The organism is Bradyrhizobium sp. Pa8 (assembly GCF_052588265.1).
This window is the reverse complement of sequence record NZ_CP176767.1, coordinates 1,407,311-1,432,557: the sequence shown is the minus strand read 5'-3', so window position 1 is coordinate 1,432,557 and position 25,247 is coordinate 1,407,311. Positions and strand designations below refer to the sequence as shown.

At 59.2% G+C, this 25,247-nt stretch carries 23 protein-coding genes and 5 pseudogenes; 9 read left to right on the top strand and 19 right to left on the bottom strand.

What is annotated here, in order from left to right:
* Window positions 1-10: 10 nt before the first annotated feature.
* The 13 genes and pseudogenes from ACKWRH_RS06590 to ACKWRH_RS06530 all read right to left on the bottom strand — a co-directional run.
* Window positions 11-682, bottom strand: a pseudogene (locus ACKWRH_RS06590) (TrbI/VirB10 family protein); the annotation flags it as partial.
* A gap of 59 nt (window positions 683-741) precedes the next feature.
* The gene (gene trbG, locus ACKWRH_RS06585) at window positions 742-1,716 is read right to left on the bottom strand and encodes a P-type conjugative transfer protein TrbG (RefSeq protein ID WP_445219808.1); all 975 of its coding nucleotides are present in this window, start codon (window positions 1,714-1,716) and stop codon (window positions 742-744) included.
* Window positions 1,716-2,399 carry a conjugal transfer protein TrbF gene (trbF, locus tag ACKWRH_RS06580; RefSeq protein WP_445219807.1) on the bottom strand — a complete coding sequence of 228 codons (684 nt, stop codon included), beginning with the start codon at window positions 2,397-2,399 and terminating at the stop codon, window positions 1,716-1,718. Before trbF ends, trbG begins: the two co-directional genes overlap by 1 nt.
* Before the next feature lie 80 nt (window positions 2,400-2,479).
* Window positions 2,480-3,721: a P-type conjugative transfer protein TrbL gene (trbL, locus tag ACKWRH_RS06575; protein WP_445219806.1), complete on the bottom strand. Its 1,242-nt coding sequence runs from the start codon at window positions 3,719-3,721 to the stop codon at window positions 2,480-2,482.
* Between the two features lie 3 nt (window positions 3,722-3,724).
* Window positions 3,725-4,060: a putative entry exclusion protein TrbK-alt gene (gene trbK-alt, locus ACKWRH_RS06570; protein ID WP_445219805.1), complete on the bottom strand. Its 336-nt coding sequence runs from the start codon at window positions 4,058-4,060 to the stop codon at window positions 3,725-3,727.
* Between the two features lie 41 nt (window positions 4,061-4,101).
* Window positions 4,102-4,836, bottom strand: coding sequence for a P-type conjugative transfer protein TrbJ (gene trbJ, locus ACKWRH_RS06565; RefSeq protein WP_445219804.1), 735 nt, complete (start codon window positions 4,834-4,836; stop codon window positions 4,102-4,104).
* The gene (gene trbE / locus ACKWRH_RS06560; protein ID WP_445219803.1) at window positions 4,836-7,274 is read right to left on the bottom strand and encodes a conjugal transfer protein TrbE; all 2,439 of its coding nucleotides are present in this window, start codon (window positions 7,272-7,274) and stop codon (window positions 4,836-4,838) included. The genes trbJ and trbE overlap by 1 nt, the downstream gene beginning before the upstream one ends.
* 8 nt (window positions 7,275-7,282) lie before the next feature.
* A complete protein-coding gene (locus ACKWRH_RS06555; RefSeq protein ID WP_283037870.1) occupies window positions 7,283-7,543 on the bottom strand; it encodes a VirB3 family type IV secretion system protein in 261 nt (86 codons plus the stop codon).
* The gene (locus ACKWRH_RS06550) at window positions 7,543-7,869 is read right to left on the bottom strand and encodes a TrbC/VirB2 family protein (RefSeq protein WP_445219802.1); all 327 of its coding nucleotides are present in this window, start codon (window positions 7,867-7,869) and stop codon (window positions 7,543-7,545) included. Before ACKWRH_RS06550 ends, ACKWRH_RS06555 begins: the two co-directional genes overlap by 1 nt.
* Window positions 7,866-8,834, bottom strand: coding sequence for a P-type conjugative transfer ATPase TrbB (gene trbB, locus ACKWRH_RS06545; protein WP_445219801.1), 969 nt, complete (start codon window positions 8,832-8,834; stop codon window positions 7,866-7,868). The genes ACKWRH_RS06550 and trbB overlap by 4 nt, the downstream gene beginning before the upstream one ends.
* Window positions 8,835-9,040: 206 nt before the next feature.
* Entirely contained in the window at window positions 9,041-10,345 is a 1,305-nt protein-coding gene (locus ACKWRH_RS06540) for an MFS transporter (RefSeq protein WP_445219800.1), read from the bottom strand.
* A gap of 103 nt (window positions 10,346-10,448) precedes the next feature.
* Complete coding sequence (locus ACKWRH_RS06535; protein WP_445219799.1) at window positions 10,449-11,102, bottom strand: hypothetical protein; 654 nt, start codon at window positions 11,100-11,102, stop codon at window positions 10,449-10,451.
* A gap of 299 nt (window positions 11,103-11,401) precedes the next feature.
* A pseudogene (locus tag ACKWRH_RS06530) lies at window positions 11,402-11,526 on the bottom strand (IS66 family transposase zinc-finger binding domain-containing protein); the annotation flags it as partial.
* A 57-nt stretch (window positions 11,527-11,583) separates the two neighbouring features.
* Between ACKWRH_RS06530 and ACKWRH_RS06525 the strand changes: the two are divergent.
* Together ACKWRH_RS06525 and ACKWRH_RS06520 are read left to right on the top strand one after the other, a co-directional pair.
* Window positions 11,584-11,709, top strand: a complete 126-nt coding sequence (locus ACKWRH_RS06525; RefSeq protein WP_445219798.1) for a hypothetical protein — start codon at window positions 11,584-11,586, stop codon at window positions 11,707-11,709.
* A gap of 337 nt (window positions 11,710-12,046) precedes the next feature.
* Complete coding sequence (locus ACKWRH_RS06520; protein WP_445219797.1) at window positions 12,047-12,823, top strand: bestrophin-like domain; 777 nt, start codon at window positions 12,047-12,049, stop codon at window positions 12,821-12,823.
* Between the two features lie 1,135 nt (window positions 12,824-13,958).
* Here ACKWRH_RS06520 and ACKWRH_RS06515 read toward each other — a convergent pair.
* Window positions 13,959-15,073: pseudogene (locus tag ACKWRH_RS06515) on the bottom strand (IS630 family transposase); the annotation flags it as partial.
* 38 nt (window positions 15,074-15,111) lie between these two features.
* Here ACKWRH_RS06515 and ACKWRH_RS06510 point away from each other — a divergent pair.
* The 5 genes from ACKWRH_RS06510 to ACKWRH_RS06490 all read left to right on the top strand — a co-directional run bounded on the left by ACKWRH_RS06510 (window position 15,112) and on the right by ACKWRH_RS06490 (window position 19,237).
* Window positions 15,112-15,393, top strand: coding sequence for a LexA family protein (locus ACKWRH_RS06510; protein WP_445219796.1), 282 nt, complete (start codon window positions 15,112-15,114; stop codon window positions 15,391-15,393).
* A 543-nt stretch (window positions 15,394-15,936) separates the two neighbouring features.
* Window positions 15,937-16,320, top strand: a complete 384-nt coding sequence (locus ACKWRH_RS06505) for a hypothetical protein (protein ID WP_445219795.1) — start codon at window positions 15,937-15,939, stop codon at window positions 16,318-16,320.
* 57 nt (window positions 16,321-16,377) lie between these two features.
* On the top strand, window positions 16,378-17,244 hold the full coding sequence (locus ACKWRH_RS06500) for a hypothetical protein (RefSeq protein ID WP_445219794.1): 867 nt from the start codon (window positions 16,378-16,380) through the stop codon (window positions 17,242-17,244).
* Window positions 17,245-17,513: 269 nt separating this feature from the next.
* Entirely contained in the window at window positions 17,514-17,849 is a 336-nt protein-coding gene (locus ACKWRH_RS06495; protein ID WP_445219793.1) for a hypothetical protein, read from the top strand.
* Window positions 17,850-18,850: 1,001 nt separating this feature from the next.
* Window positions 18,851-19,237, top strand: coding sequence for a hypothetical protein (locus ACKWRH_RS06490; protein WP_445219792.1), 387 nt, complete (start codon window positions 18,851-18,853; stop codon window positions 19,235-19,237).
* Window positions 19,238-19,616: 379 nt separating this feature from the next.
* Here ACKWRH_RS06490 and ACKWRH_RS06485 read toward each other — a convergent pair whose 3' ends face one another.
* From ACKWRH_RS06485 to ACKWRH_RS06465, 5 genes and pseudogenes are all read right to left on the bottom strand, one after another.
* Complete coding sequence (locus ACKWRH_RS06485; protein WP_445219791.1) at window positions 19,617-19,820, bottom strand: cold-shock protein; 204 nt, start codon at window positions 19,818-19,820, stop codon at window positions 19,617-19,619.
* A gap of 172 nt (window positions 19,821-19,992) precedes the next feature.
* Entirely contained in the window at window positions 19,993-20,277 is a 285-nt protein-coding gene (locus ACKWRH_RS06480) for a hypothetical protein (RefSeq protein WP_445219790.1), read from the bottom strand.
* Between the two features lie 176 nt (window positions 20,278-20,453).
* On the bottom strand, window positions 20,454-21,362 hold the full coding sequence (locus tag ACKWRH_RS06475; protein WP_445219789.1) for a nucleotidyl transferase AbiEii/AbiGii toxin family protein: 909 nt from the start codon (window positions 21,360-21,362) through the stop codon (window positions 20,454-20,456).
* A gap of 133 nt (window positions 21,363-21,495) precedes the next feature.
* Window positions 21,496-21,912: a DUF6088 family protein gene (locus ACKWRH_RS06470; protein WP_445219788.1), complete on the bottom strand. Its 417-nt coding sequence runs from the start codon at window positions 21,910-21,912 to the stop codon at window positions 21,496-21,498.
* Window positions 21,913-22,297: 385 nt separating this feature from the next.
* Window positions 22,298-22,378 (bottom strand): annotated as a pseudogene (locus tag ACKWRH_RS06465) (thiaminase II); the annotation flags it as partial.
* Window positions 22,379-22,499: 121 nt separating this feature from the next.
* On the opposite strand from ACKWRH_RS06465, the pseudogene ACKWRH_RS06460 reads away from it, so the two are divergent.
* A pseudogene (locus ACKWRH_RS06460) lies at window positions 22,500-23,645 on the top strand (ISL3 family transposase); the annotation flags it as partial.
* A 950-nt stretch (window positions 23,646-24,595) separates the two neighbouring features.
* A complete protein-coding gene (locus tag ACKWRH_RS06455; RefSeq protein ID WP_445219787.1) occupies window positions 24,596-24,880 on the top strand; it encodes a DUF3892 domain-containing protein in 285 nt (94 codons plus the stop codon).
* Window positions 24,881-25,247 lie beyond the last annotated feature (367 nt).

Here is a 25,247-nt window from a genome sequence, read left to right as displayed (position 1 = left end):
CCGTTTCTGCGTATCGTGATACACGCATCTCCACAGTGATCTGGCCGGGCAAATCAGACCGGATTCCGGTAATGAGAGCAGCCGGAATGATCGTTCCTGCCTGGACTACGAACGGCGATACTGGCCTAACCAGGCGATCAGGGCTCGTGGTCCGCCGATCTACCGCCGCGTTGACGAACGCAAGCTTGCGATCCTGCCCATTCTGCGCAAATGCTTCATCGGAAGTCGTCGTCGCGTTCGCAGACGTCTCACTGGTTGGTGTTGTTGCCGCCAATTGGCGAACATTGGTCGAGGCGAATACCTTACTGGTCCGCGCCGCCTCTGTTTCCTGATTGACGCGCTGCTGTTCAGCGTCGGCTACCAGCGAGCCGGATTGCGTTTGGGCTTGGGCTGCGAGGATCGGTCGCCCCAGATCGCCGGGCAACGGCGGTCCGAGCCTTGGTACATCACGGGGTATTCCGGCATAATCTTTGGGCAGGGTCGAAAGTTCATCCGCAATGGTGTGGTGGTCAGTCGAATAGAGCTCCTCTGCCGCGGGGGTGCGCTTTTCAGGTCTCTGCAGCGCCCACAAGACTGCAGCGGAGACAATGGCCAGAGCCACACCGGTGGCGGCAGCCAAGGCCTTACGGGAGAGACGCATCACGCGCGGCCGTTCTGGTCGCAGCCGCAAGGATTGCGCAATGTCCGCGGGTGCATCTGCTCGGGCCGGGTCACGCCCGCCGGGATCTCCGCTCGTATTGCTCACAGCGGCCTCCCGTCGCTTCTTACGACACGGACTTTCTGCTGGCCTTCACCGCCGAGCCGCAATTCGGCCGCCGCAAACAGCCGATCGACGATGAGGACATTGCCGTAGACGCGGTAGTTGACGATCTCGGCCTTGCCGTCGGGTCCGCTGACGAACAATGGCGGCATCTCGCCCTGTGTGATCCCTGCCGAGAATTCGATGTAGACCTTACGCCCGTCGTCATAGGCGTTGACCGGGCGCCAGGGTGGACTATCTCCCCCAATCTTATAACGATAACGGCGCTCGGCCGGATCCGGAATGTACGGCGTGGCAGGCGCCGTTTGACCAGGAGCGGTTCGAGGTTTGGGATAAAACCAGGCAACCGAAGGCATGTAGGGCTTTTCTCGGGAGCGGAGCTCAATCAGATAGGTGCGGCGGTCGGTGTTGACGACGAGATTGGTCGTGATCGCCGCGCGCGTCGGCTTGACCATGATGTGGACGCGTCGCGCATCACTGCTGCCGCTCTCGGTATCGGCTACGACCCAGCGCACGGTGTCGCCTGCGGCGACGGGTCCCGAGCCGATCAGTTGCTCCCCAGGCTCGAGGGCGATATCGGTGATCTGTCCGGGCGCCGCGTAGATCTGGTAAAGCGCGCCGGGGCTATAGGGAAATACCTGCACCGCATTGAAATACCCGGCCTTGCGAGGCTCGACGCGCGCAGCGTCATTGGCATTTTCGATCCGCTCGACCGGCTCCTTGGCCTCAAGCTTCTTGCCGCCGCGCGCCGCCGTCCAGGCGGGTGGAACGTGAAGCGGTTTTGGACGGTCTTCGGCCGACGCCGGCAGATCGGGAGATGGCGGAATCTCGTCATCGTAGCTGATCTGCGGCGGCTTGAATGTGGTGCATCCACCAAGAATACATACACCGATCAGGAGTGCGGACGCCGCGCCTTGTCGGAATATTTGGAAGGTCGGCTCGAGAATCTGGGGCATCACGATCCGAACTCCTTCGACCAGTTAATGGCGTTGACGTAAATGCCAAGAGGGTTCTTGCGCAGCCGTTCGATATCGCGGGGCGGTTCAAGGACGATCGTGAGGATCGCGCTCCACCGCTCGGTGGCTGCGAGCTGCCCGTTCTCGTAATGACGCTCGGTCCAGGTCAAACGGAAGCTGTCCACGGAGGCCCGAATGACGCTCGAGACCTCGACGGCGACTTGCGTTTTTCCGATCTTGGCGAAGGGATCGTTGTTGCGGGCATAGTCGTTAAGCGCGGTAGCACCCCGGTCGGTGGTGAAGTCATATGCACGCAGCCAATCCTGGCGCAGGACGATGGCGTCCAGCGGAAGGCCGCGCACATGCTCGATAAAGCGCGCGAGATGGAAGGCAATTTGCGGATCGCTCGCCTCGTACGCGGCATTTGCTGGAGCTGTGGTTCTTGCCTCGCCCAGATGATCAACTTCGACGACCCAGGGTGTGACCGTTCCCTGCGCCGACTGCCAAACGAGAGCACCCGCAAATCCCGCGCACAAGAACAGACATCCAAATGCCATCAGGCGCCAATTCTTGGCCTGCACACGCGCCGAGCCGATCCGGTCGTCCCAGACCTGGGCTGCCCTCTGATACGGTGTGACCGGCTCGGACGTGCGGCCATAGTGGACGGCCGATCGTTTGAACATGGTCGTCGTCTCCTTAAAGCGTAGCGTCTGTCGCGTGGGGTGCTGCCGGCCGGTAAGGATGGAAAAGGCTTTCGTCGCCTTTAGTCTTCCTCCTTGAGATCAACCGATGCGCCACCGCTTCCGTGATCGCCGGCACGAACCGCATTTGTCGCGGCTGTTGCGCCCTGGTGGATCGCTTGTGCGCGCTTTGCGCGGCGCGCCCAGGCAGGCACACTCTCAGATCCCGTGGCTGAAGCACCTCCCGTACTCGCATCGCGAGCCGCGGCTCCGCCACCGCCAAGGCGAGCAGCGAGGGAGCGCAAAGGACTTGCCGCAGCAGAGGCGCCGGCTTCCGCAACACCGGACATTCCTCCTGCCCGAAACGCATTAGAAGTTCCGCTCGCGACAGCCGTCGCGCCTCTTGCCGCAGTGCCGATCGCGCCGCTGGCTAGGCCAACGCCGGCTGCCGCAAGTCCGGCACTGGCAGCAATCACTCCTCCTGCGGCAAGGCCGGTGCCTGCCGCAGCACCAGCGCCAAGCTGTGGACCGCCGGAAACGATGCCATTGGCGATACCGGGTCCAAAGATTCCGAGACCAAGCAGCGACAATGCTGCAAGGACCAGCGCCATCGCGTCCTCGACCGTTGGCTGATTGCCGCCGAAGCCGGCTGTGAACTGCGCAAATAGCGTCGATCCGATGCCGACGATGACCGCGAGCACCAGGACCTTGACTCCGGAAGAGATGACGTTGCCGAGCACCCGCTCGGCGGCAAACGCCGTTTTCCCAAACAGCCCAAAGGGGATCAGCACAAAGCCGGCAAGCGTTGTCAGCTTGAACTCGATGAGGGTGACGAACAGCTGAATCGCCAGGATGAAGAAGGCGAGCAGCACCACGATCCAGGCGAACAGCAGGACCGTGATTTGAACGAAGTTTTCGAAGAAGCTGACATAGCCCATCAGGCCCGAGATCGATTCAAGGATCGGCCGCCCGGCATCAAGACCAACCTGAGCGATCTTTCCTGGCCTGAAAAACTCCGCCGAGGAAAGGCCGGTCCCGGACGCCTTCAGTCCGAGGCCTGCGAAGCTCTCGAACACGATCCGAGCCAAGCTATTCCAATTGCCGATGAGGTACGCGAAGACACCGACAAACATCGTTTTTTTGACAAGTCGGACGATGATCTCCTCGTCTGCACCCCAGGACCAGAACAGGCCGGCGAGCGTAATGTCGATCGCAGCTAACGTGGTCGCGACATATCCGACTTCGCCCCCGACCAGCCCGAATCCGGAGTCGATGTAACGGGTAAAGGTCTCCAGGAATTGGTCGATGACGCCAGTACCGCCCATCGTTCACTCGTCATTGTTGGGAAGGGAGGGATAGCCGGACGGCAGACGGCTCTCATCCTTGCCGCGCAAAGGCGATGATGCGTCTGGATTAGTTTCGCTAATACGAGCCTCCGAGGATCCGCGGCTAAAGCCTAAGAACTCACGGCGCTTCTCGGCCCAGAGCTTTCGGCAGGCAAGCAGAGCATCTTTCTGCTCGTATTGGACGGTCCGGCATTGCTCGAGCTTTGCGGCAGTCGGGTCGGACGATGATTGTGCAATCGACGCTGCGGACTGCGCCTGATCCTGATCGCCGCGCAGCCGGATCGCGCAAGCCGCAACGACCAGGACCGCAAGCGTCACGGCCAACACCATCGGGAGGCGTTCGAGTCTGTTCTTCGACATTAGTGGAACATCTGCACTGTTGTGGACTGGTAGCCCTGACCCTGGCTGAGGAAACGCCTCAGCTGCTCCCTGCCCTGATCCTGGGCGGCCGCGCGCTCCGCCTGCTCCAAAGTCTGAGCACGCCCCTGCGCAGCAATTGCCGCCGTGAGATCCGCGAGCTGCTGGTTTTGAAGCGCAAGCAGCTGATTGCCGGCTTGGCTCGCCTGCAGCGCACCGGTAGCGCCCTGGCTCGCACTGACGAGGGCTGACATTTGGGCGCGGTTGGTGTCGAGATTGCCGACCACAGTCGCCTGCACCCGCATGGCGTCCTGAAAGCCAGCAACAGCATTCTGCCAGCGTGTTTGCGCATTCGCGATCAGCGCCTGGGCCGGCTGGCTCGCAGAAGCCGGTGCGTAGGTCGATGAGAACGCACGATCAATCTGCTGGACGTCATAGGCGATGCGCTGCGCCTGGCCGAGCAACTGCTGGGTGCGCTGGATCGACTGCTCGAGCTGCTGTAGCGACGAATACGGCAGGCTGGCCAGATTTTTGGCCTGGTTGATCAGCATCAGCGCCTGGTTTTGTAATGATGTGATCTGATTATTGATCTGCTGCAATTCGCGGGCTGCAGTCAGCACGTTCTGCGCGTAGTTGTTGGGATCGAACACGATCCACTGTGCCGTGGCCTGTCGTGGCACCTGGAGAACGGCAGCAGCAATCAAGCCCGCTGCTACGAGCTGAGTTAAACGTCGCATTAGAGGCTCCCTGCCTTTGCAAGTTGCGGAACAAGTTCGCACGCCCAAGCGAGCTCGCGCGCCTTGAGCCAACCCGTCACGAAATTCTCACGGCCGTGCTCGGCCAGGACCCGGTCAATCAAGGCCTGGTCGGCTTTCGATGAGCTGGCTGTAAAAGCGAGCGCGACTTCGCCGAGGCCGAGCTCGAACAGGCGATTGCCGCGACGGGACTGGCAGTAATAGTCACGCTTCGGTGTTGCGCGTGCCAGGATTTCGATCTGTCGATCGTTGAGCCCAAAGCGCCGGTAAATCGCCGTGATCTGCGGCTCGATGGCGCGGTCGTTGGGCAACAGGATCCGGGTCGGGCAGCTTTCGATGATCGCCGGCGCAATGGCCGAACCGTCGATATCCGCAAGCGACTGGGTTGCAAACACGACTGAGGCGTTCTTCTTGCGAAGCGTTTTCAGCCATTCCCGGAGTTGCCCAGCAAAATGGGCATCATCGAGCGCGAGCCAGCCCTCATCAATGATGAGGAGCGTCGGTCGGCCATCAAAGCGCCCTTCGATCCTGTGGAACAAGTAGGAAAGGACGGCCGGAGCGGCCGCGGTCCCGATCAACCCGTCGGTCTCAAACACCTGGACGGAAGAGCCGCCGAGGTGCTCGCTTTCTGCATCGAGCAAGCGGTCGTATGGCCCCCCCAAGCAATAAGGCTGCAGCGCGCGCTTCAGGTTATTGGACTGAAGAAGCACCGATAGCCCTGTAAGGGTTCGCTCAATGGCGGGCGCCGAAGCTAGCGAAGTGAGCGCCGACCAAATGTGCTCTCTGACCTCAGGCGTGACCTCGAGCCGCTCGCGGGACAGAATCGAGGCAATCCATTCGGCCGCCCAGCCCCGTTCGGAGACTTCGTCGATCTTGGCGAGCGGCTGCAGTGCAACAAAGTCGGATGATTCTCCGGCGACCGCTCCGCCAAGATCATGCCAGTCGCCGCCCATTGCGATGGCCGCGGCTCGGATCGAGGCGCCAAAGTCAAAGGCAAAGATCTGTGCGCCGGGGTAGCGGCGGAACTGCAAGGCCATCAGGGCCAGGAGAACGGACTTTCCGGCGCCGGTCGGCCCTATAATAAGAGTGTGCCCGACATCGCCGACATGCAGGGAGAACCGGAAGGGCGTCGCCCCCTCTGTCTTGCCAAAGAATAGAGGTGGCGCCTTGAAGTGAGGGTCCCTCACCTCCCCGGCCCATACGGCCGATAGCGGGATCATATGAGCCAGATTCAGGGTCGAGATCGGCGGCTGGCGGACGTTGGCATAGACGTGCCCGGGCAGGCTGCCGAGCCATGCCTCAACTGCATTGACGGTTTCGATCATGCAGGTGAAGTCGCGGCCTTGGATGACCTTTTCCACCAAACGCAGCTTTTCGTCCGCAACGCGCGGATTGCTGTCCCAGACCGTGACGGTCGCGGTGACAAAGGCTTCTCCGATCTGATCCGAGCCCAATTCCTGGAGGGCCGCATCGGCATCGACGGCCTTATTGTTCGCGTCGGTATCAAGAAGCGCCGAGGCCTCGTTGGTCATCACCTCTTTTAGGATCGCCGCGATCGACTTGCGCTTGGCAAACCACTGACGCCGGATCCTCGTGAGAAGCTTTGTCGCGTCGGCCTTGTCGAGCATGATGGCCCGGGTTGACCAGCGATACGGAAATGCCAATCGGTTGAGATCATCGAGGATTCCGGGCGTGGTCGCGGTTGGAAACCCAACCACGGTCAGAACGCGGATGTGGGCTGGACCCAGCGTCGGCTCGAGCCCGCCGCTCAGCGACTGATCGGCGAGCAAGGCATCAAGATACATGGGAATCTCAGGCACCCGGACCCGATGCCGCTTGGTCGAGATGGTGGAATGCAGGTAAGTGAGGGTCGCCTCGTCGTCGAGCCAGCCGCATTCCGGCATGAACGCTTCTACGAGCTGGAGGACGCGATTTGTGCGATCGAGAAAGCCGTTCAGCATTTGGCGCGAATCTTCGCCAACCGTCCGCTGGCCGCCTTCATAGAGCAGCCGTTCTGCGACCGCTGCGCCCTCAGCTGGCGGCAGATAGAGGAAAGTCAGATAGTAGCTCGACTCGTAGTGAGCGCCCTCCTCTTCGAATTGGGCCTTTCGCTCGGCGTCGACCAGGGCGGATGCCACGTCGGGAAAAGTATTTGGAGGATAGGCGCCTGCGGCATGGCGCTGCGCCTCGACGAAGATGGCCCAGCCGGATCCGAGACGGCGCAGCGCATTGTTTATCCGGCTGGCAACTGCGACAAGTTCGGCCGGCACTGCGCTATCGAGATCAGGCCCCCGAAACCTCGCCGTCCGTTGGAAAGAGCCATCCTTGTTGAGGACCACCCCCTCGTCAACGAGCGCGGCCCAGGGCAAGAAATCGGCAAGTCGCGTGTTTGAGGCCTGATATTCAGCGAGATTCATCATGGGACAATTCACGTATTGAGGTGGCCGGGAATGCGAACGTGACGGCGTACGACTTCGACGAAATCGGGATCGCGCTTGGCGGCCCAGACGGCGGCCATATGGCCGATGAACCAGAGCAGGAGACCTGCGATCCAGAGCCGCAAGCCCAGTCCAAGCGCCGCCGCCAGGGTGCCGTTCAGGATTGCAACTGAACGCGGCGCACCACCCATTAAAATCGGCTCCGTCAAGGCCCGATGGACCGGCGCGACAAACCCTGGAACTTCATCCATCAAATCACCACTCCGCCGCCAAAGGAGAAGAACGACAGGAAGAAGCTAGAGGCGGCAAAGGCGATCGACAGACCGAACACGATCTGAACCAGCCGCCGAAATCCGCCCGAGGTATCTCCAAATGCCAGCGACAATCCGGTCACGATGATGATGATGACCGCGAGGATCTTGGCGACGGGTCCCTCAACCGATTGCAGGATCTGGTTGAGCGGCTGCTCCCACGGCATGTTCGAGCCAGCAGCCCAGGCAGGAAGCGCGCTGGTTGACGCGAGGGCAAAGGCCGCGATCGCAATGACCCTCGCGTTGCGAGGCACTCGAGAACTCATGGTTGATCTCCTATTGCTGAAAGGCAGTAGTCGCCGGAGGGACCGAGCCCCGAGACGCGCGCAAGCTCGGCAAGGCGGCGATCGGCGCCGCGGCCAACAAGCACAGCAATGACGTTGATCGTTTCGGCAATAAGTGCGCGCGGAACCGTGACCACAGCCTCCTGGATGAGCTGCTCAAGCCGGCGCAACGCACCAAGAGCGGTGCCGGCATGAATGGTCCCGATGCCGCCGGGGTGGCCTGTCCCCCAGGCCTTGAGGAGATCAAGAGCTTCGGCCCCACGCACCTCGCCGATCGGAATACGATCGGGCCGAAGGCGCAGCGAGGAGCGAACTAGATCGGACAGCGAGACCACGCCGTCCCGGGTGCGCAAGGCAACGAGATTTGGCGCCTTGCATTGAAGTTCTCTTGTATCTTCAATGAGAACTACACGGTCGGACGTCTTGGCGACCTCAGCAAGAAGCGCATTTGTCAGAGTGGTTTTTCCGGTCGAGGTGCCGCCCGCAACCAGGATGTTATGGCGAGCGGCGACGGCCGTTCGAAGAGCCCCGGCCTGCTCCATGGTCATGGTTCCGGCGGCGACATAGTCGTCCAGAGAGAATACAGCTACGGCCGGCTTGCGGATCGCGAATGCCGGGGCAGCAACGACGGGCGGTAGCAGACCTTCGAATCGCTCCCCGGTCTCCGGTAGCTCGGCCGAAACACGTGGCGCGCCCGCATGAACCTCGGCACCGACATGGTGGGCGACCAGGCGAATGATCCGTTCTCCGTCAGAGGCGGATAGGCTTTCACCGGTCTCGGTCAGGCCACTCGACAGCCGATCGATCCACAGCCGACCGTCCGGGTTGAGCATCACCTCAACAATCGAGGGATCTTCCAGAAAGCACGTGATCGCGGGGCCGAGCGCAGTGCGCAGCATCCGTGCTCCGCGCGAGATCACCTCCGGCTGAAACGACTGGATTGTCATTGATGTCCCAAGAGCTGAGGCACTCCACGCGGCCTCAGATGGGTATGATTAGAAAAGCAGGGCCTTCATTGGCGCAACGAGCGCAGTGCTGCAATCGTAGGCTGGCGTAGGAAAAGAAAGATCGAACCAGAATACTTGGGACGCGCCGAGTTGTTGATGCTCTCCCGGATCAGGCCAGGGAGTGGAATTGCCCAACACGGCTTGCGCTACCATTCCTCGTCTTCAGGCTCGAGTACGTCAGCTTCTGCTGACGTCACGGATACTTCAACGGCGCTTCCACTTGTTTCGGGATCGCGGAGAAAGAATTTGGCGAGCCGTCTGCCCAAAATACCAAGCCATGGGATCGTAAACCAGCCTAGCGCCAGAATCTGCACCCCAACGGCGGATGCGAACGCAACCTGGTAGGCAATGGTCGGATAGTGACCATCCTGAACGGACCATTGGTCAAGGATGAGTCCGGTCCCGTATTGGACGACGAAACACCACCCGAAATGAAGAACGTTCAAACCGGCATTTGCTCTCCCGGTGAGCTCGCTCGGGAAATATTCCGCTACGATCGCATAGCTGAGGACCGTCGCTGCACCGACAATGGAGATAACGAGCCATGGCAATAGCGATGGCAATGGCGTTCGCAGGATCAATGCAAGCTCGGCCCCTACAAACAGCGCTGTCACTGCCGCGAACAGAACTTCCGGCCCTATCCCACGTCGGCGTAGCCGATCAGCCAACGTACCAAGTAGCAACGCGCCGCCGCTGATCCCGAGTGCCATGATGAAGAGATGCGTGATCGAGGATTCGCGGTTGAGCCCTTCTACCTCCATCATCCAAGGTGCTGCCCACAAGGCCTGCAGGGACCAAGCCGCCCCAATACAGCTTGCCGAAAGCGGCGCGAGTCGCCAGAACCGTCGATCTGTGTAGATCACACTTAGCTTTAGGACGGTCGGCTGGGTCACCTTTGGTCGCGCGGCCTCAGGAACCGCCCAAAAGATCAGGAGAGCCGACGCAAAGGTCGCAAGGGCCAAGAGCTCAAACAGCCCGCGCCAGCCCGTATATTCCAACAGCCATTGGGCTGGCGTTGTTGCAGCCACCGCACCTAGTGCGCCGAGCATCATCATGTAGCCATTGACCAGGGCAATACGTTCTCTTGGAAACCAGGTGACAATGGCCTTCAGCCCGGCCATGGCTGCAGCCGAGACACCGATGCCGATCATCGCACGCGCGACCAGAAGCTCCAGAAATCCTGTGGACGCTCCAAATAGAGCCGCCCCGCCGCCGGCAATCATTAGGAGCACGCTCTGGACCCGACGTGGCCCGAAACGATCCAGTAGTGCTCCGATCGGAATCTGGACGCCTGCGAACACGAGGAAATAGACCGACGTCAGCAGGCCAAGGTTGGCAGCATCGAGACCCAGCTCACCTGCGAGCTGTCCCGAGATTAACGTGTTGATGGTCCGAAACAGATAGGAAAGGTAATAGCCGGCGACGAACGGAAGAAAGACACAGCCGATCAAGCGCCAAGTTGAGATTCGGCGCCTATCGTACGATTGCGAAGGATTGAGATTGGATAGGCCCTTCGCTGCTTTTTGCGCGCCAATCGCGCAGTCACCGGCCGATTTAGCAGAACGCGTTTGGCAGATTGTGAAAGTTGCGGTTGCTGCCGCCCTCCTCGGCGGCAGCGCTCATGTCGGTAGTTGCGTCTAGAATGGTGGCCGCAGCGCTTTTCTGGGCAGATTCCGCAGAAACCCGCGAAACATCGTCAGCCGCATAACCGTCGGCATTCGAAGCATTGATTTGGTCGATCGTCTCTCGCAGTAAGGGCCGGTTCGCGCGCACGCGACGGTCGACCTGTTCGGCCAGCGCCTTGAATCGCTCTTGGCCGAGCGCACACGCTTCACGCTGCTGTGATTGCGGCATCAGAGGTGTGACGGTGAGGTGATAACGGGCCTGCAGCGCAACCGTCTCGGCGATCATGCGGACGTCGCTGTCCAGACGTTCAAGTTGCCTGGTGATCCGATCAAGCGCCTCATGAATCAGACCTTCAATCGGCGGCGCTGGATCAAGGAAGCGTTCAAGAGCGGCCTCCACGACCCTGCTCTTGCCAACTCCGGGCCGCCCTGTTGCAACTTCGAGACGGCGGAAAATCTGTTCGGAAAGCTGGACGCTGACCTTTCTCGTTACGGCAGGGTTTTGCTGCCCCGTCCCCGAAATCGCATCGGCTTGTTCTAAATTTGGCTCGTTCGTCTCGTCGAGCGCTGTGTCGAAGCTCATGCCCGGCTCCTCCCGGATACCGAAAAGGTCTAGCGCGCCCATGGATGAGCGCAGCGAAATCGGTTCGAAATGACAGTGATTGCCCCACCGATGATGGGACGACACAAAAGGCAGGAAGGCTGCTGCTTTCAATCGCCGGAGAATCGAAAGCGTAGTCTGGCGTGGCCAAAGAAAGGAACGGCGAGTTCGTGGGGTAGGATGAGTCGCCCGGCTCTTCGCTCCGCCGCCGCGTTTAGGTTAACGTCCTCTCAAAGTCTGCTGTACGCGAGCTGCCGACCGAAGGTTTGACGAATGCATCGCAACGCTCGCGTGCTTTCGGCTTGCATGATGCCACCATCGCAGGATCGGCAGGCGTATTTGGGACGCCGGGTAACAAGGATCCGGAACGCGCCGGGACCAGGTCCAGCCGCTCGATTCTTTCCTCACAAGGGACAGGTCTTGTGCTCGATGTCCGCCGGACCGCAGCTTTTGGATGGCTTTCATGCTGATCCATACCAAGCCGTTCGCGCTCCTGCGTGTCGTGACGACGCCGGCGAGGTTCGGTCACTTTGCTGGTGCCACGCCTGCGCCAACCGACTGGTTTCACCTCGAGATCGAACCTGACTAATCCTCGCGTTTGTGCTGAGCCTGGCCAGGTTTTCACAGCGATTTCGTGGGGCGTCCGTCTGTTGAAATCCTGTGCAACGGCGTCAAGAATTGCTGACGTCCCGCACCACTAGCTAGGTGCCTTAGCGAGGTGATCTGGCCTGCCCAGAGTTGGCCATGCAAAAGCCATGGAACAATTCTGAGAGAATAATGATCCTAAAGCGAGTGACCCCAATCCCTGAGCCATTCTGTCGCGGCCTCTTGGTTGTGCCTTCGCTCGCAATATATTATTCGGCGGCTCAATGCTCATATGTTTCTGATCGGATTCGCCGCCAAGCAATAGAGGATCGCCTACCCAATTGATCAAAGCTTGGTTGGACTTTCCTGCATTTGAATTGTTCGCGGTCCTCATCGCCCTTTACGCAACGACTGGCGCCGCCATTGTGATCGCGAGTTTCAGCCCTGCAACGGTTGTGCCGGTGCGTCGCGTAGAAGGCGTGGTCGCTCCGTTTTTCGGGACAGTCGGAGTGTTGTTTGCGTTCCTGACCGGATTCTTGGCCAATGATATAACCGATCGCAACCGTCAAGCGGCCCGCGCGGTGCAGTCAGAGGCGGCGGAACTGCGTAACATCTATGCTGTTAGTAACGCGTCCGTCTCGGATATGGGCAGCCTCCGCCTGGTGCTTGCGAAATACGTCGCCGCCCTCGTGGATGACGAGTGGCCGGCGATGGCGCAGGACCAGAAGGCCCATTCGGTTGAGTCCGCCTATGACGCCTTGCTGCGGGAAGTGAGCCATCCTCGGATCGGTCAAGCAGCGGGCGCTGCGGTGCAGACGGCCTTGCTAAATGCCGCAGTCGGAGCGGGCAGCGCGCGCTCCGAACGGCTCGCGTTGGCCTCGGACCGCACGATCGATGCCAAATGGATTCTCGTCCTGATCCTTGGCGTGGTGACACAGATATCAATCGGGTTGGTGCACCTGAAGAAGGCCGGTGCGCAAATTGCGGCGCTAAGCGTGTTCTCAATCGCCGTCGTGATGGCGCTGGGACTCATTGGTCTGCAAGAGCGTCCTTTTTCCGGTGATATCCGAGTGGAACCGGGACCGCTGGCAGAAGTCGCCAAAATCGCAGCGGAATGAGGATGCATCAGTTTCTTGCGGTTTACGCTTCGCTTGTGAACAAGGCTCTAAGCGATTGAACGGTCACTATTGCTGCCGACGATCGTCGTCAACGGCGGTTTCCTCAAAGCCATCGAATATCTCGCGCACGATGGCCTCAATGGCTTCGACTTCGTCGTCCTTAAGGCCTCGAATTCACGCTCCCTGCGCTTTTGGAGAGCGCTCCCTTGTTCTGGCGGATGAACAGCAGACGACCATCGGCGAGGCGGTCCTGCATCTCGACAATTCCCATTGATCTTGTGGCGCGCTTCGTCATGCCGGGGCAAATAGTCGATCTCAAGCGGTAATTCATGCTCGATCGTGCGTCTGACGCACTGACCTGCCACTGAGTTTTCATTTAGAGTCTCGGAGTTTTTTTGCAGCGAGATTTGGACTATCCAAAACTAGAGTTTTGCGCTTGATGCCTTCAATAATGGAAGACGTGAACACGATGTTATTAAACCCGTCATCATATTCAAACAGTGTAATCTGCCGCTGGATAAGTCATCGGTGCATGCTCCATTACGAACTGGTCCTCGCACAATCGCGTATGGTAGGAGCCACTCGGCCAAACATATCGTTGCCAAGAGATTCCCAGTTTCTGACCTGCACATCTCCAGAAAAGAGCAGCACGCGAGGAGCATTTTTGCTTCCAAAAGCGAAAGCCAGAACTAAGCTGGTGTTCTACATAATTAGCCTCCTCTGAGACGCAAGCTAGGCTCGCGATCGCATCAGCGAGGGTCAAAGAAAGTTCGCGCCGAAACAGAACGCCGGCGGCTTTCTAGTCCTCGTTAGTATGCGCTACAATACGCGGCAGCGCTCAGGTGTTCGCATTGACGGTTTTCACCTGCATAAGCAACTCTCATCCGGTTGAGCTTGAGAGGTGAAGTCTATGCATCGAGATTCGGACCAGGTTGAACAAACCGAGAAGGGTCCCCCCTTTCAAACCAATCACGCCGAGCAAAAATTCCGTTTGCTGAGCGGTTGACCTGTACGATCGACGATGCATGCAAAGCAACCGGACTAGGTCGCACCAAGCTTTACGAATTGATAGGCGCTGGACAATTGGATACAAGGACGATTGGACGACGGCGACTAGTGGTTCATCACAGTGTTTTTGACTCTTTGGTGGTGGTTGGATAGGCGCGGCCGAGTTTGGTGCGGTGTCTGTTGTGAAGATCCATTTGATGCGGGCTCGGGTTTTATTCCGCCTCTTTTGCCATGCTGCGATCTCGTTTCGGAGCCTTTTGGGATCGTCGATGCGGCTGCCGAGACACTGGCGCTGTAGCACGCTGATCTCGCACTCGACCATATTGAGCCAACTAGCGTGCTTCGGGGTGAAGTGGAATTCGAGGCGGCGCAGGATGCGCCGGGCCTCGGCGGGCGCGAAGGCCTCATAGAGCGCCCCAGGCTTGTGGATCGACAAATTGTCCTGCACGACACGGATGCAGGCGGCGTCGGAATAATGGACGTCGACGAGATCACGCATGCAGTGGGCGTAGTCCACGGCGGCGCGGCGGTCGGTGACCTTGATGTTGCGCCAACCCCGATGTGGATCGAAGGTGACGAAGAGATTGGCGGTGCCGTTGCGGCGATACTCGTAATCGTAGCGCTCGCGCTGTCCCGGTTGGGCCGGGACCGGCTGACGCACCTCGCCGATCAGCTGGATGGGGGTCTCGTCGAAGCAGACCAGCGGCCGGGCGGGATTCTGCGTCTCGGCGTAGAGGTCGAGCACGTCCTCCATGCGGGCAACGTATTCGCCGTCGACATGGGGAATGCACCACATGTCCCTGCGCCACGGCTTGAGGTCGTTCTCGGCCAGCCGGCGACGCACGGTCTCGCCCGACAGGCTGTTGTGATCGGTGAGCTTGACCATCGTGTCGGCCAGCAGCGTCAGCGTCCAGCGTTTGCAGCCATCGGGCGGCTTGGCGCATGCGGTCGCCACCAGCAGGGCTTCCTCCTTGCCGGTCAGCTTGCGCTCAGCGCCCGGACGCGGCTCCTCGCTCAACCCCGCTCCAGATTGCCTTCCACGAAGCGGCGCCTGCTCCGGCCGACGGTGGAGGGGCTGACACTCACGGTCCGGGCAATCTACTCGTCGCGGCAGCCTCCATCGGCCGCCAGCAAAATCTGCGCCCGCTTAAGCTTGCGGGCGGCGTGCTTGCCGCCGCCAAGCATCGCCGTCAGTTCGTCGCGCTCGGCTTGGCTCAATTCGACCCGATAACGTACATTCATGCTTTGCCTCCTTGTCGGAGGCCGGGACGAATCCAACGATGAGTCAAAAATCAGGCGCGCGCCTCACCGAGAAGCAGGGTTATTACCTGGCCTTCATCCACACCTACGCCCACATGTTCGGACGTCCACCCGCCGAAGCCGACATCCAGCGCCACTTCCGCGTCAGCCCGCCTTCGGTCCACCAGATGATCGTCACCCTCGAACGAAACGGCTTCATCCGACGTCAACCCCGCGTCCCCAGAAGCATCGAAATCCTCGTGCCGCCGGAAAGCTTGCCGATCCTCGAATGGCTCGGTATCAAAACGTCAAAATCACTGTGATGAACCACTAGCATCCTATTCTACGACGAAGACGTCATCGACCTTTACCATCGGATCTGCGCGCTGTATCGAATGGGGTGAAGATACATGAGGATGCAGAAACAAAGGAAAGTCGCCCGGTAATCCAGCCGTGCGACGTCCGATCCTAAAAGCGTCGCACGAGACTCGTTTTGTTCTCAACAGACATCTGGCGAAGCGATTGGAAACCAAAGATTTTCCTTTGGTGGGCGCACCAGGGCTCGAACCTGGGACCCACGGATTAAGAGTCAGCTACGGGTTAAGAACAATCAATGACTGACTGGTCGCACCACGGGGCTTATCCGACCGAAAATGGGCATTCGTCGCACGATCATAGTCGTTGCGCTGCCTGATATCTGAACACGCGCTACTCTGACTTTAGGGGGCAACTGCGACTACGAGGCCATCGATCGATAGGTTCAAATCGGGGAAGCCAAGTATAAATTCCCGCCGATCATACACCTAATGGGCGGTCGTTTTTGGCCGGCTGTAGTTACATTCTTCTATGGTTGGCACAGCATTTCCATGGACAACTCCCGCGTTGATCATAGCAACCACGTTATGCGGAATCCACGCATTCGGGTTGTGCCATCCAATACGCAGTTTGATGACGAGGAGGTGGAAACGCCGCCGCTCAAGCGCCAAACGATGGAGGAGAGGGACGCAGAAATACGGACCGAGCGCGTGTGGCCAAGCGAACGAAAATATCTGGCCTTGTTTTATCTAGCTAAGGACGCCCCCTTGCCGTCTTGCATCAATGGCGCTGGCCACGAGGCTCCGAGAAGGCTGAAGGCACGCGGGTTCTTAAAGCAAGTTGGAGAATCGAAATCGGACTATTTCGCAGTCTGGAAAATCACGCCCGAGGGCGAAGCGGCCTGGCTCGCCATGTTGGGCCAAACCAAAGACTAGTTGCATGCTCACGTCAACTCGCCCTATGGTAGCGCCTTGGGTCTGAGGAGCCATTTCATGAAGAACGCATTTGCGCTAGGCGCCGCGGTTTTGCTCGCGGCTGCGAGTGCCGTTGTATCTGCGAACGCTGGAACAGAATCTTCCGCGCCGTTAAAGTTTGCGGGTGTCTACGCTGCACTGACGGCCGGTTATGATTTTTCGAATGGTCAGACTCAATACGCGGATCCGCCCCCGTACGCCCCCTGGTATCCCTCAAAGACACCGTTCACCGCACCGGACGCAATCAGGGGCGGTAAGGCTGGCGGAGTTGTCGGGTACAACGCCGTTGCCAACGGCATTCTGTTTGGCGTCGAGGCGCGAGGTCAATACAATTTCGGCGACGACAAGGGTGGGTACACATCGGTGTATAGCAGCGCCCTGCCAAGATGGATCGGGAGTTGTTGGGGCTGCACCAGCGGGTATTCAATCGTAGGAGACACGCTGCTTTCTCAAGAAACCAAGTACACAGAACGTGTGGCCCGACCGTTTTCGGCCGACCTGTCGTTTAGGGGCGGCCTGACCTTTGATGATTGGCTTGTTTATGGTCGGGTGGGCGCTGGTGTTGAATACAGCAAGAGGACCACCGTTTACGATAAGAACTCAACTTGCGTGAATCCCGTCGTCACCTCGGTACCGAATGGCGGAGGATTAGATAGCTACCTCACCTCCTGCGGGAGCATTCAAAACAAGGGGGCTATCACGACTACCGTGATCGGTGGCTTCAATCCGATCGCAACGGTAGCAACTGGCGTTGAGCGAAACTTCGGTGCTGTTTTCCTGCGCGCGGAGGTTGAGCTAGTTGTACACATACCGAACGCTTCAGTGCCATTCGGCCAAATCTATTATAATCCAGCTGCAAACCTCGCTGTCGGCTATCGGTTCTAAACAACAATCGAACTATAGAGCGATTGAGATAATTGGAAGCTGCGTTGATCGTGCGGAAGGGCACGGCGGAAGCAGCGCGAGCGCGACTCGGCGTCGACGGAATCCGCGTAGCCGAACGCTGTCCCTGTCGCGCTCGCACTGCCAAGCACATGCCGCGCGGAGTGCAAGTCTACGAGCATGCCCCTCAAGCTGTATCGACCAATGGTCTCCACCGCACCTACCAGGATCGGCAAGTGTCGATCTCATGTGGCCTGGTGCAAATGCGCCCCATGGCGACTGAATTAGATTCGATCTTTGAGGTGATTGAGCATCACCGCGGGCTTTCCGCGCAACACGATGCCGCTGTATCCATATCCGCAAAACTTGTCGAAGGACCTGAATTTGATGCCGCCGACGCAATCAGCGAGAGAACGAGGCTGGCTCTCGAGGAGTACGCAGACGTGCTCATCCACTCCAAACCCACAACGCTTGCGGGCGTCATCGCTCTGAGTCGCTACGTCGCTGGCCTACCGGCCTGGCTGCTGTCGGATGAATATGATTGGCATCAACCGTTTCTGAGGATGCTAGCGGACGCGCTGGACAAAGGCGCCACGCCACAAAGTTGACGGCTCGACGTAGCGCACGCACCGACGCTAGTCCGTTACACGGTGACAATCAGGTAAGAAAACAGCGCGGACGTGACTCGGCGCCAGTCGGAGATACGAGAGCCGACGCTGTCCCTACCGCGTCCGCGCTGCTATTGAAATTAGCAACAACGTGACTCGACGCCCCCACACCGGAGAGGCGCTGTCCCTATCACGCGCCGCTAACTTCAGTGGCCAGCCTTGACCGCCCTGACAGCAAAGGCTGACCACCGCGCTCCCGCGGTGACGGTAGGCCCCGGGAGCCGCGAAGTTGTATCAGGGAAAAGGACTGCACCGCACCTACATAGATTGGTGGGCGCCGAATCCAACCGTCGTGGACTAGGCTGGCGCTGCGCCGATCGTGCGGCCGATTAGGAGTTAATTTTTTGAACGAAAGCCTCAAGATCGCTTTTGCGCTAGTCGTCACTGTGGCCGTAGTCGCAGGGGCGTTCTTTGCTATCCGGTTCTTGGTTAGCTTTCATTGATGCAGACGACATCCCACTATCCCCTCACCTCCACCACCCCGCTTGCCCCTCACCGCTCGCCGCCACGCCGTCCAATCGCTGACCGGCTCACCCTCTCCGGCCGCGCCTGCGCGGATTGACAAATGATATCGCCCTCCATTGGAGTCGTCAGTTTCTCGTCAGGTCGACACGGCATACGGGAAAAACTGAAGCTCGTAAAAAGGCAACCTCTTATCCGGCGGTGGGGGTTGCCGGCGCACAGAGCGAGCCTCAGCGGCACGCGGTGCCTAGTTCCAGGGGCCACCGCGTGCCGATCTTTTGGGGGCATTCAACGTTAGCGGGAACTCATTACGGCGTCAGTATCTTGCAGAGTCCATTGCACCGCATTTGTATTTCCATTTTTGACACCGCAACTACTAGATCTCCTAGTGGATCAGATCACCTCTGACTGGCCTAATATCACAAGCTGATTACCAGCAATGGCACTCGCGGCTAAACATGTTGGAGGAGCTTTCAACCATGCTCACCGCCAACGAAATTGCGGACGCCAAAAGGCGCGTCAGATATCAAGACGCAAACGTTGTTCACGAACATGATGATTGCGTCCGGATCGCCTATCAATGGCTTGACGCGCAAATAACGACCAAAAGCAAGTTGAAGCGAACACATCCTTTAGCGCGCTTCATTACAGTATGGGGCGGCAGGCGCATTGCATCAGCCGACGTTGAAGTCGCTGCTGAACTGCACCACCGAATTCGTGGGTACTACCCTCACTTCAACATCAGATCTCGCTTTACGCTTCCTTCCGATAGTCGACTTGCCGACATAGCCGAAGCTAGAACGCAAGATTACTCGCTTACGTCGACGCACATCATAAAAACATACGGCTCAATCGAGGACCCGTAGAGAACGAGCTGCCTGCGTCTTTCCGCTGTGGAAGATCGGGAAGTAGTAACGTCGCATAGCTGCGGCCCTCACCCATCGGCCTACAAGCCCAGGTAGGTTGCCACCCGCAGTTGTCACCGCCTAAAAGTGCTTCAGCCTGAGCGAGGAAGCCACCAAGAGGCCGAGCGATGACTACGCTGGACGTGGCAGAGACACCATGAACAATAGCCTGAGGGTATTGTATGCGATTAGCGCTACCGTGATTGTGGCGGCGGGCGCCTTTTTCGCTATTCGATTTCTAGTGGGGTTTCACGGCTAGATCGACGGGGGTTTTGCACCCCCGCATTCTCTCAGGTCTCCCTTGCGCTAAGGGCGCGTAGGCTTTGGCTAGGGCGCTGTATCAACCGATTCGTAGATTTTCCGCCGAGTCTTTCCCGCGATTGTTCACGACGTCGAAGCTGACTTTGGCTCCCTCTGCGAGCGAGGTGAAGCCAGCTTTCTCAACTGCCGAGATGTGAACAAAGATGTCCTTCCCGCCCGAATCCGGTTGAATGAACCCATACCCCTTCGTCGGGTTGAACCATTTCACTGTCCCCATAGCCACTTAACTTCTCCATTCTTTGAACACCAAAACTAGACCTTGAATCTCGACAAAAGAAAGGCTGATCGCAGCGCGCGTGATGCACGTGCCGGCTTAGGTATCACTGCCACGGCGATCGATCCAACCGAACGTGTTGATTTGTGGTCACAACATCTACGCGACCAACTAAAGCGGCTCACATTCGCGTCTTTATCGACACGGTGTTGTTGCCTGCACTGTTAAACGTGCTCGTGACTCCCCCGGTGAACTCCATAGCAGCCACAAAATTCAAACCGAGATTCGGCTGGCCGTGATAACTCGGCACCATGCCGTAGGTTATCGCAATCGCGGCGGAAGTAGCCATAGGCACCGAAACCGTAAGCGAAACTGCATTAATTCCAATGCCCAAACCGACAATACCACCGGCCGACGCAGGCGTTATGGCCCGCCCCGTGTAATTCGCGGAAAATCCATCTTCCACCAATCCAACGATCCAACTGCATTGGTTTTCTGCGCTCCCGTTCGCTTGGCGTCCGCCCGTAGCGGTCGTGTAGACGCCGTTGTGTCTGTCGAAAAACCGGAAACATCAACGCGGTTGCGCCACGATGCGGCCCAGCGCGTTCGCCTTCTTCGCGACAGCAAGACCGAGATCAGCGGCTATGTCGTTTTCAAGGCCGAGCCTGAGCACCACGTTGTTGAAATGGGCTTGACCCGATTTTGTGCCAAGAAATTCCACGGCAGCAAGGATCGTCGGTCGTGTGAAGGGCACGGCTTGGGATGTCGCGTCGGCAGCTTCTTGAGATGGTCGCGCAAGACGTTGACCGAACCCATCGCCGTGTCGAAATCCGGCTTGTCGCCATAGACCATGTCGCGCTGGAAGTCCGCGAAACCGTCCACGAAGACCTTGTCCTTGGGAATGCCATCGATCGCGCGCAAGGTTTCCCCGAGCGGGTCTTTGCCCCACGCCGGAAAGCGGTCACCGCGCTCGGCGGCATCAGCTTTCATCACATCGAGCGCCAAGGCGGCGACCTCCGCCGGATCATACGCACTACGGATTTGATGCAGGTCGTCGATGTGCCGCACCAAGGTCGGATCGCGCTCCTTGCGCACGCCCGCAAGCTCCGAGCCCGCACGCCACGTCAAGGCAACGAGTTTTTCAGCCGCCGTTTCAAGCACCGAGGAGCAAGGAAAACTGGCGACCTCGGGCGCGCGGCCATAGGCCTCGGCCACGAAGGAACTGATCGGCTTGTCAACCGTGTCGCGCCGCAGCGGGTTGACCGCGGTCTCAATCATCACGCCGGGACGCAACCCCTTGCCTTGCGCCAACGGCGTATAGGGCAGCATGTATCGGGTGTACGTCCCATCATACATCGACTTGCGATGCTCTTCGTTTTCAGGATCGAACACGAAGCCCGCCGCAAGCAGCGCGTCGGTAATCGTGCCGCGCAGCTTGCGCAAGGCCCCGCGCGAGGGATGACCGGGATGAACGATCTTCAGATCGACATCTTCCGACATGCGCTTGGTGAGCTTGTAGGCGCGGCTGAGCGCCGTGCCGCCACCGAACACGAGGCGAAACTCGCCCGTGTCGATGCCCGCAATCGCGGCCAGCGCCCGGGCGACGTACCAGTCCTTTTCGACCAACCCGGGACTCGGCAGCTTGAAGTACTCCTGCACTTCAAGCAGCTCTTCAAGGGTTGGCTTATTTTTCAAGAACCAGCTCCGTATTGCCGTAGCGCAGATGCCGTGAAAAGCGACCCTTCACCCTGACGACAGGATTGACGGGGATCTGGGTCGAGCGGCCCTCATTATAGGCCCTTTCGGCTTCGGTTGGCTCCCATTTCACGCCGAGCTTGTCGAGCGCTTCGCGCGCAACCCCCACAAAACCGTCAGGGCTCATCAGCACTGGTCGGCCTGTGAGCCGCGACGGCACGGCGCGACCATAGACACCGTAGCCAAGCCGCACCAAGCGCCCCTTGTCGACAAGGGTACGCAGCGCGCGCAAGACCTGATCTTCGCCGCCAAGCGTCATGAACTCGCGCGGCAAAAAGGCGGTATCTTGCTTCTTACGGTCGATCTTACGCTCGATCTTTTCAATCAAAGTCTGGTGCTTTGGCATCGCGGCCTCCGTTCCCGCAAAAACCCGACATTCAATATACGCATAAACCCGACAATTATCAATGAAAATAACAATGAAATCATAAATTTATGTAATATCAATACACTAGTTGGCAAGGTATCGTCTTGCCTCCTGTTCGGGTTCCCGGCCGGGCTGACTCGTCCTGCCGCGGAAAGCGCCCTAGGCGGACTGCCCAATGCCGATCTTGGTCCAGATTCCGGGTTGCTGCGCTCTTCACCGCGTAAGTCCGCGGCTTCTTGCTCATGCCCATCACGCCTGCAATTCATCGCGCACTTGCTTATCTTTAAAATCGTGAACCAGCAGGGTAGCGAGATGTGAAACCAGTACTGGTTTCATCTCGTGCGAAGCGCAAAGCCCTTCGCTTGGCCGAGAGGCCGGCCGCAGCTTCACGCATGTCGGCAAGCTTGGGCGACCTGTAGACCGAGAGCGCGTAAGCACGTGCATAAGTCGGTCTATCGCCGCTTCGAGGCCGGACCGGTTCTTCTCCATGACCGCCTGTCCGCCTAAGCGCCGCCGCTAAAGAACTCGTGTGCTGCCATTACGGCGGCCAAGTGCGACGCGACTGAGATACGCTCCTTCGCGTGGTTCGCCGCCGTAGCCGTCCGCCAGCTGACCCGCTCAGGGTTATCGGCATTGATGATGGGGCCTGGCGGCGCAATCACCGATACGCCAGCATCATCTGCAACCTGGAAAGGCGCCGGGTGGTCACCCTGCTGCCGGACCGTGAGCCCGCGACCGCCCAAGCCTGGCTCGCTGCTCATCCCACGATCGCGATCGTCGCCCGTGACCGCGGTGGAGGATATGGCGAAGCCGCAGCAAGGGCCCTGCCGCACGCGGTACAGGTCGCAGATCGTTGGCATCTGATGGAGAACGCCAGTCGGGCCTTCCTCGATGCCGTCCGAAAATCGATGCGCCAGATCCGCAGCGCAATCGGAGCGACGACGATCGATCCCAAGCTGCTAACAGCGGCGGAGCGTCTCCAATATGAGGGCTATCTCCGCCGCGAGGAGGCCAACGCGACCATCTTGGGCCTGTCGAAAGGCGGAACGCCGATCAAGCAGATCGTGCGCCAGACCGGTCACAGCAGGAAGCTGGTGCGACAGGTGATCCGCGGCGAACGCCATGATGTCTTCCGGACCCGGGAGAGCTCTCTCGATGAGCACCTGCCATGGCTCGACGACCAATGGGCAGCCGGTTGCCGAAACGGCGCTGAACTTTGGCGCCGCCTACGGGCGCGCGGCTTCCGAGGCTCCCTTCGTGTTGTCGGCGAATGGACGACTCGTAGACGGCGGGCCGAAAAGACTGATGTCGAAACCCTTCATCGGATTCCATCGGCCAGAACGATCGCTCGTCTCATGACCGTCGGACGGGATACGCTATCGAAGGCAGAGACGGTGACCGTCGCTGCGGTAGAAGCTGGCGTGCCACCCCTGGTCGAGGCACGCGAGATCATCGCCGAATTCCACCTGATGATCCGACGCAAGACCGAGGCGGGCCTCGTCCCATGGATCGAGCGCGCTCGCGCCAGTCTTGTTGCATCGTTCGCCCGCGGCGTAACGAACGATGAAGGGGCGGTTCGGGCGGCGATCACCTCGCCCTGGTCCAACGGACAGACTGAGGGTCAGATCACGCGCCTCAAGCTCGTCAGACGCCAAATGTACGGCCGTGGCAAAATCGATCTGCTTCAAGCCAGACTAATCGGCGCAGAATAAACCCAGTTGCACCAAAACTGCGTCAGAGCCCAAATTTGACCCGCATTGCCTCACTAAAAATCTTACCGTACGACATCCCTGTCGTGTCTGGGGCGGAACCGCCGAATCAGTTCGGTGGCAGCTATGGCAGGGAAGATCAGGATGCGCGCAAAGCGCGAGGTCACATCAGAGCTGGCCGCGCGTAATCGAACGGGCGGTCGGCTCGAGAAGGAGCGGCTGCTGGTTTGAGGTGAGCGCAGCGACGATCGATCGCCTTCGGACCGACGTAACGATCGTGGTAGTCGGAGCGCGCCGACGACGGGCCGGCTTTTTCAGTGCCGTACGCGGCAGGTCCCGGTGTGCACGTTCAATGACTGGAACCACCTCCGTCGGGTTACTGCGAAGCGGATCTGGCTGCGCATGGCGGCACGTCCGTGTCCGGTGCGTTCATTCAGACGGTAGCAATGGTAGATGTCGCAACGGGGTGGACCGAATGCTTTTCGCTCATCGTGCGTGAGACAGCTCTTGTGGTCGAGGCTTCGGTCTGGTCTCCGTCAGATCGTACGAGACGACAAAATTCGGCTTAGTAGTTGCTCCGCTCTGTGGCACGCGCAGACAGGAGGCAGCGCGGAGGTGACTCGGCGCCATTGGTAGTGAGAACCCGACGCTGTCCCTACCACGCCCGCGCTGCCAGCGAAGTCAGCGGCGATGACTCGGCGCTCGCTTAGTGGCCCGCTTGAAAGCGCTGTCCCACCACGCGCCGCAAAAATTCGGTGGCCAGCCTTCGCCCTTGGATTAGCAAGGCTGACCACCTCGGCTCTCCGGTGCTTGGGGTGGTGCGCAATCCGCGGGGCGCGCCAAGTTGTATAGCGGAGAAAGACTGCAAGGCACCTACCTGGATTGGTGGCCGCTTAATCCAACCATTGGTCTATGCTGGTCCTTCAGGACTTGCAGATTTCGGAGAGACTAGAATGGCTAAACGCGCACGCATTCGCTGCGTCAACAAGACGGACATCAAGAACCCTCACGAAAGAATCACCCATGTTGGGGGAGCCAACCCCGACGGGACGCCGTGGAAGCGATCCATCGATCAGGCTATCAAAGATATCGAGAGCGACGAATGGGAGTTCTATGTCGAAGAAAACGGCCGCAGGGTTGATGTGGTGTGGGCCACGCACGAGGGGCACAAGTACATCAAGACGGCGGCGGACGACATTCAACCCAACAATCTTCTTCTGCTCGCTAACTGTCCGTGAAATCGCGTCAGCTCAGCTAATCGTGCCCGGGAGCAGTCGTTCAAAAGAAAGCTGGCTTCCTTGAAGTACAGGCAAGCCTTCTTAAAGCGGAAGCGGCTTACGTCGCTCTGTGGCGCAGCCTTTATATTCTGTTCGACGCGGCCCGCGCTCGCTGCGGATGCGGTCATGCAAGTGATAGGCTGCACGGTGGTGAAGGACGATAGGGGTGCTTATTTCCTTCGACAAAGCCGCTGCAACGTTAAGGCCGCTGACGTTCCCGTTGGACCGGAATCTGTAGTGCGCCCTCACGGGGATGATTATACCCTTCCTGACCCATGCGTCGAACGCGTCCTCGGAGGACCCGCAGTAGGCTGCTGCGTCGGGTTTT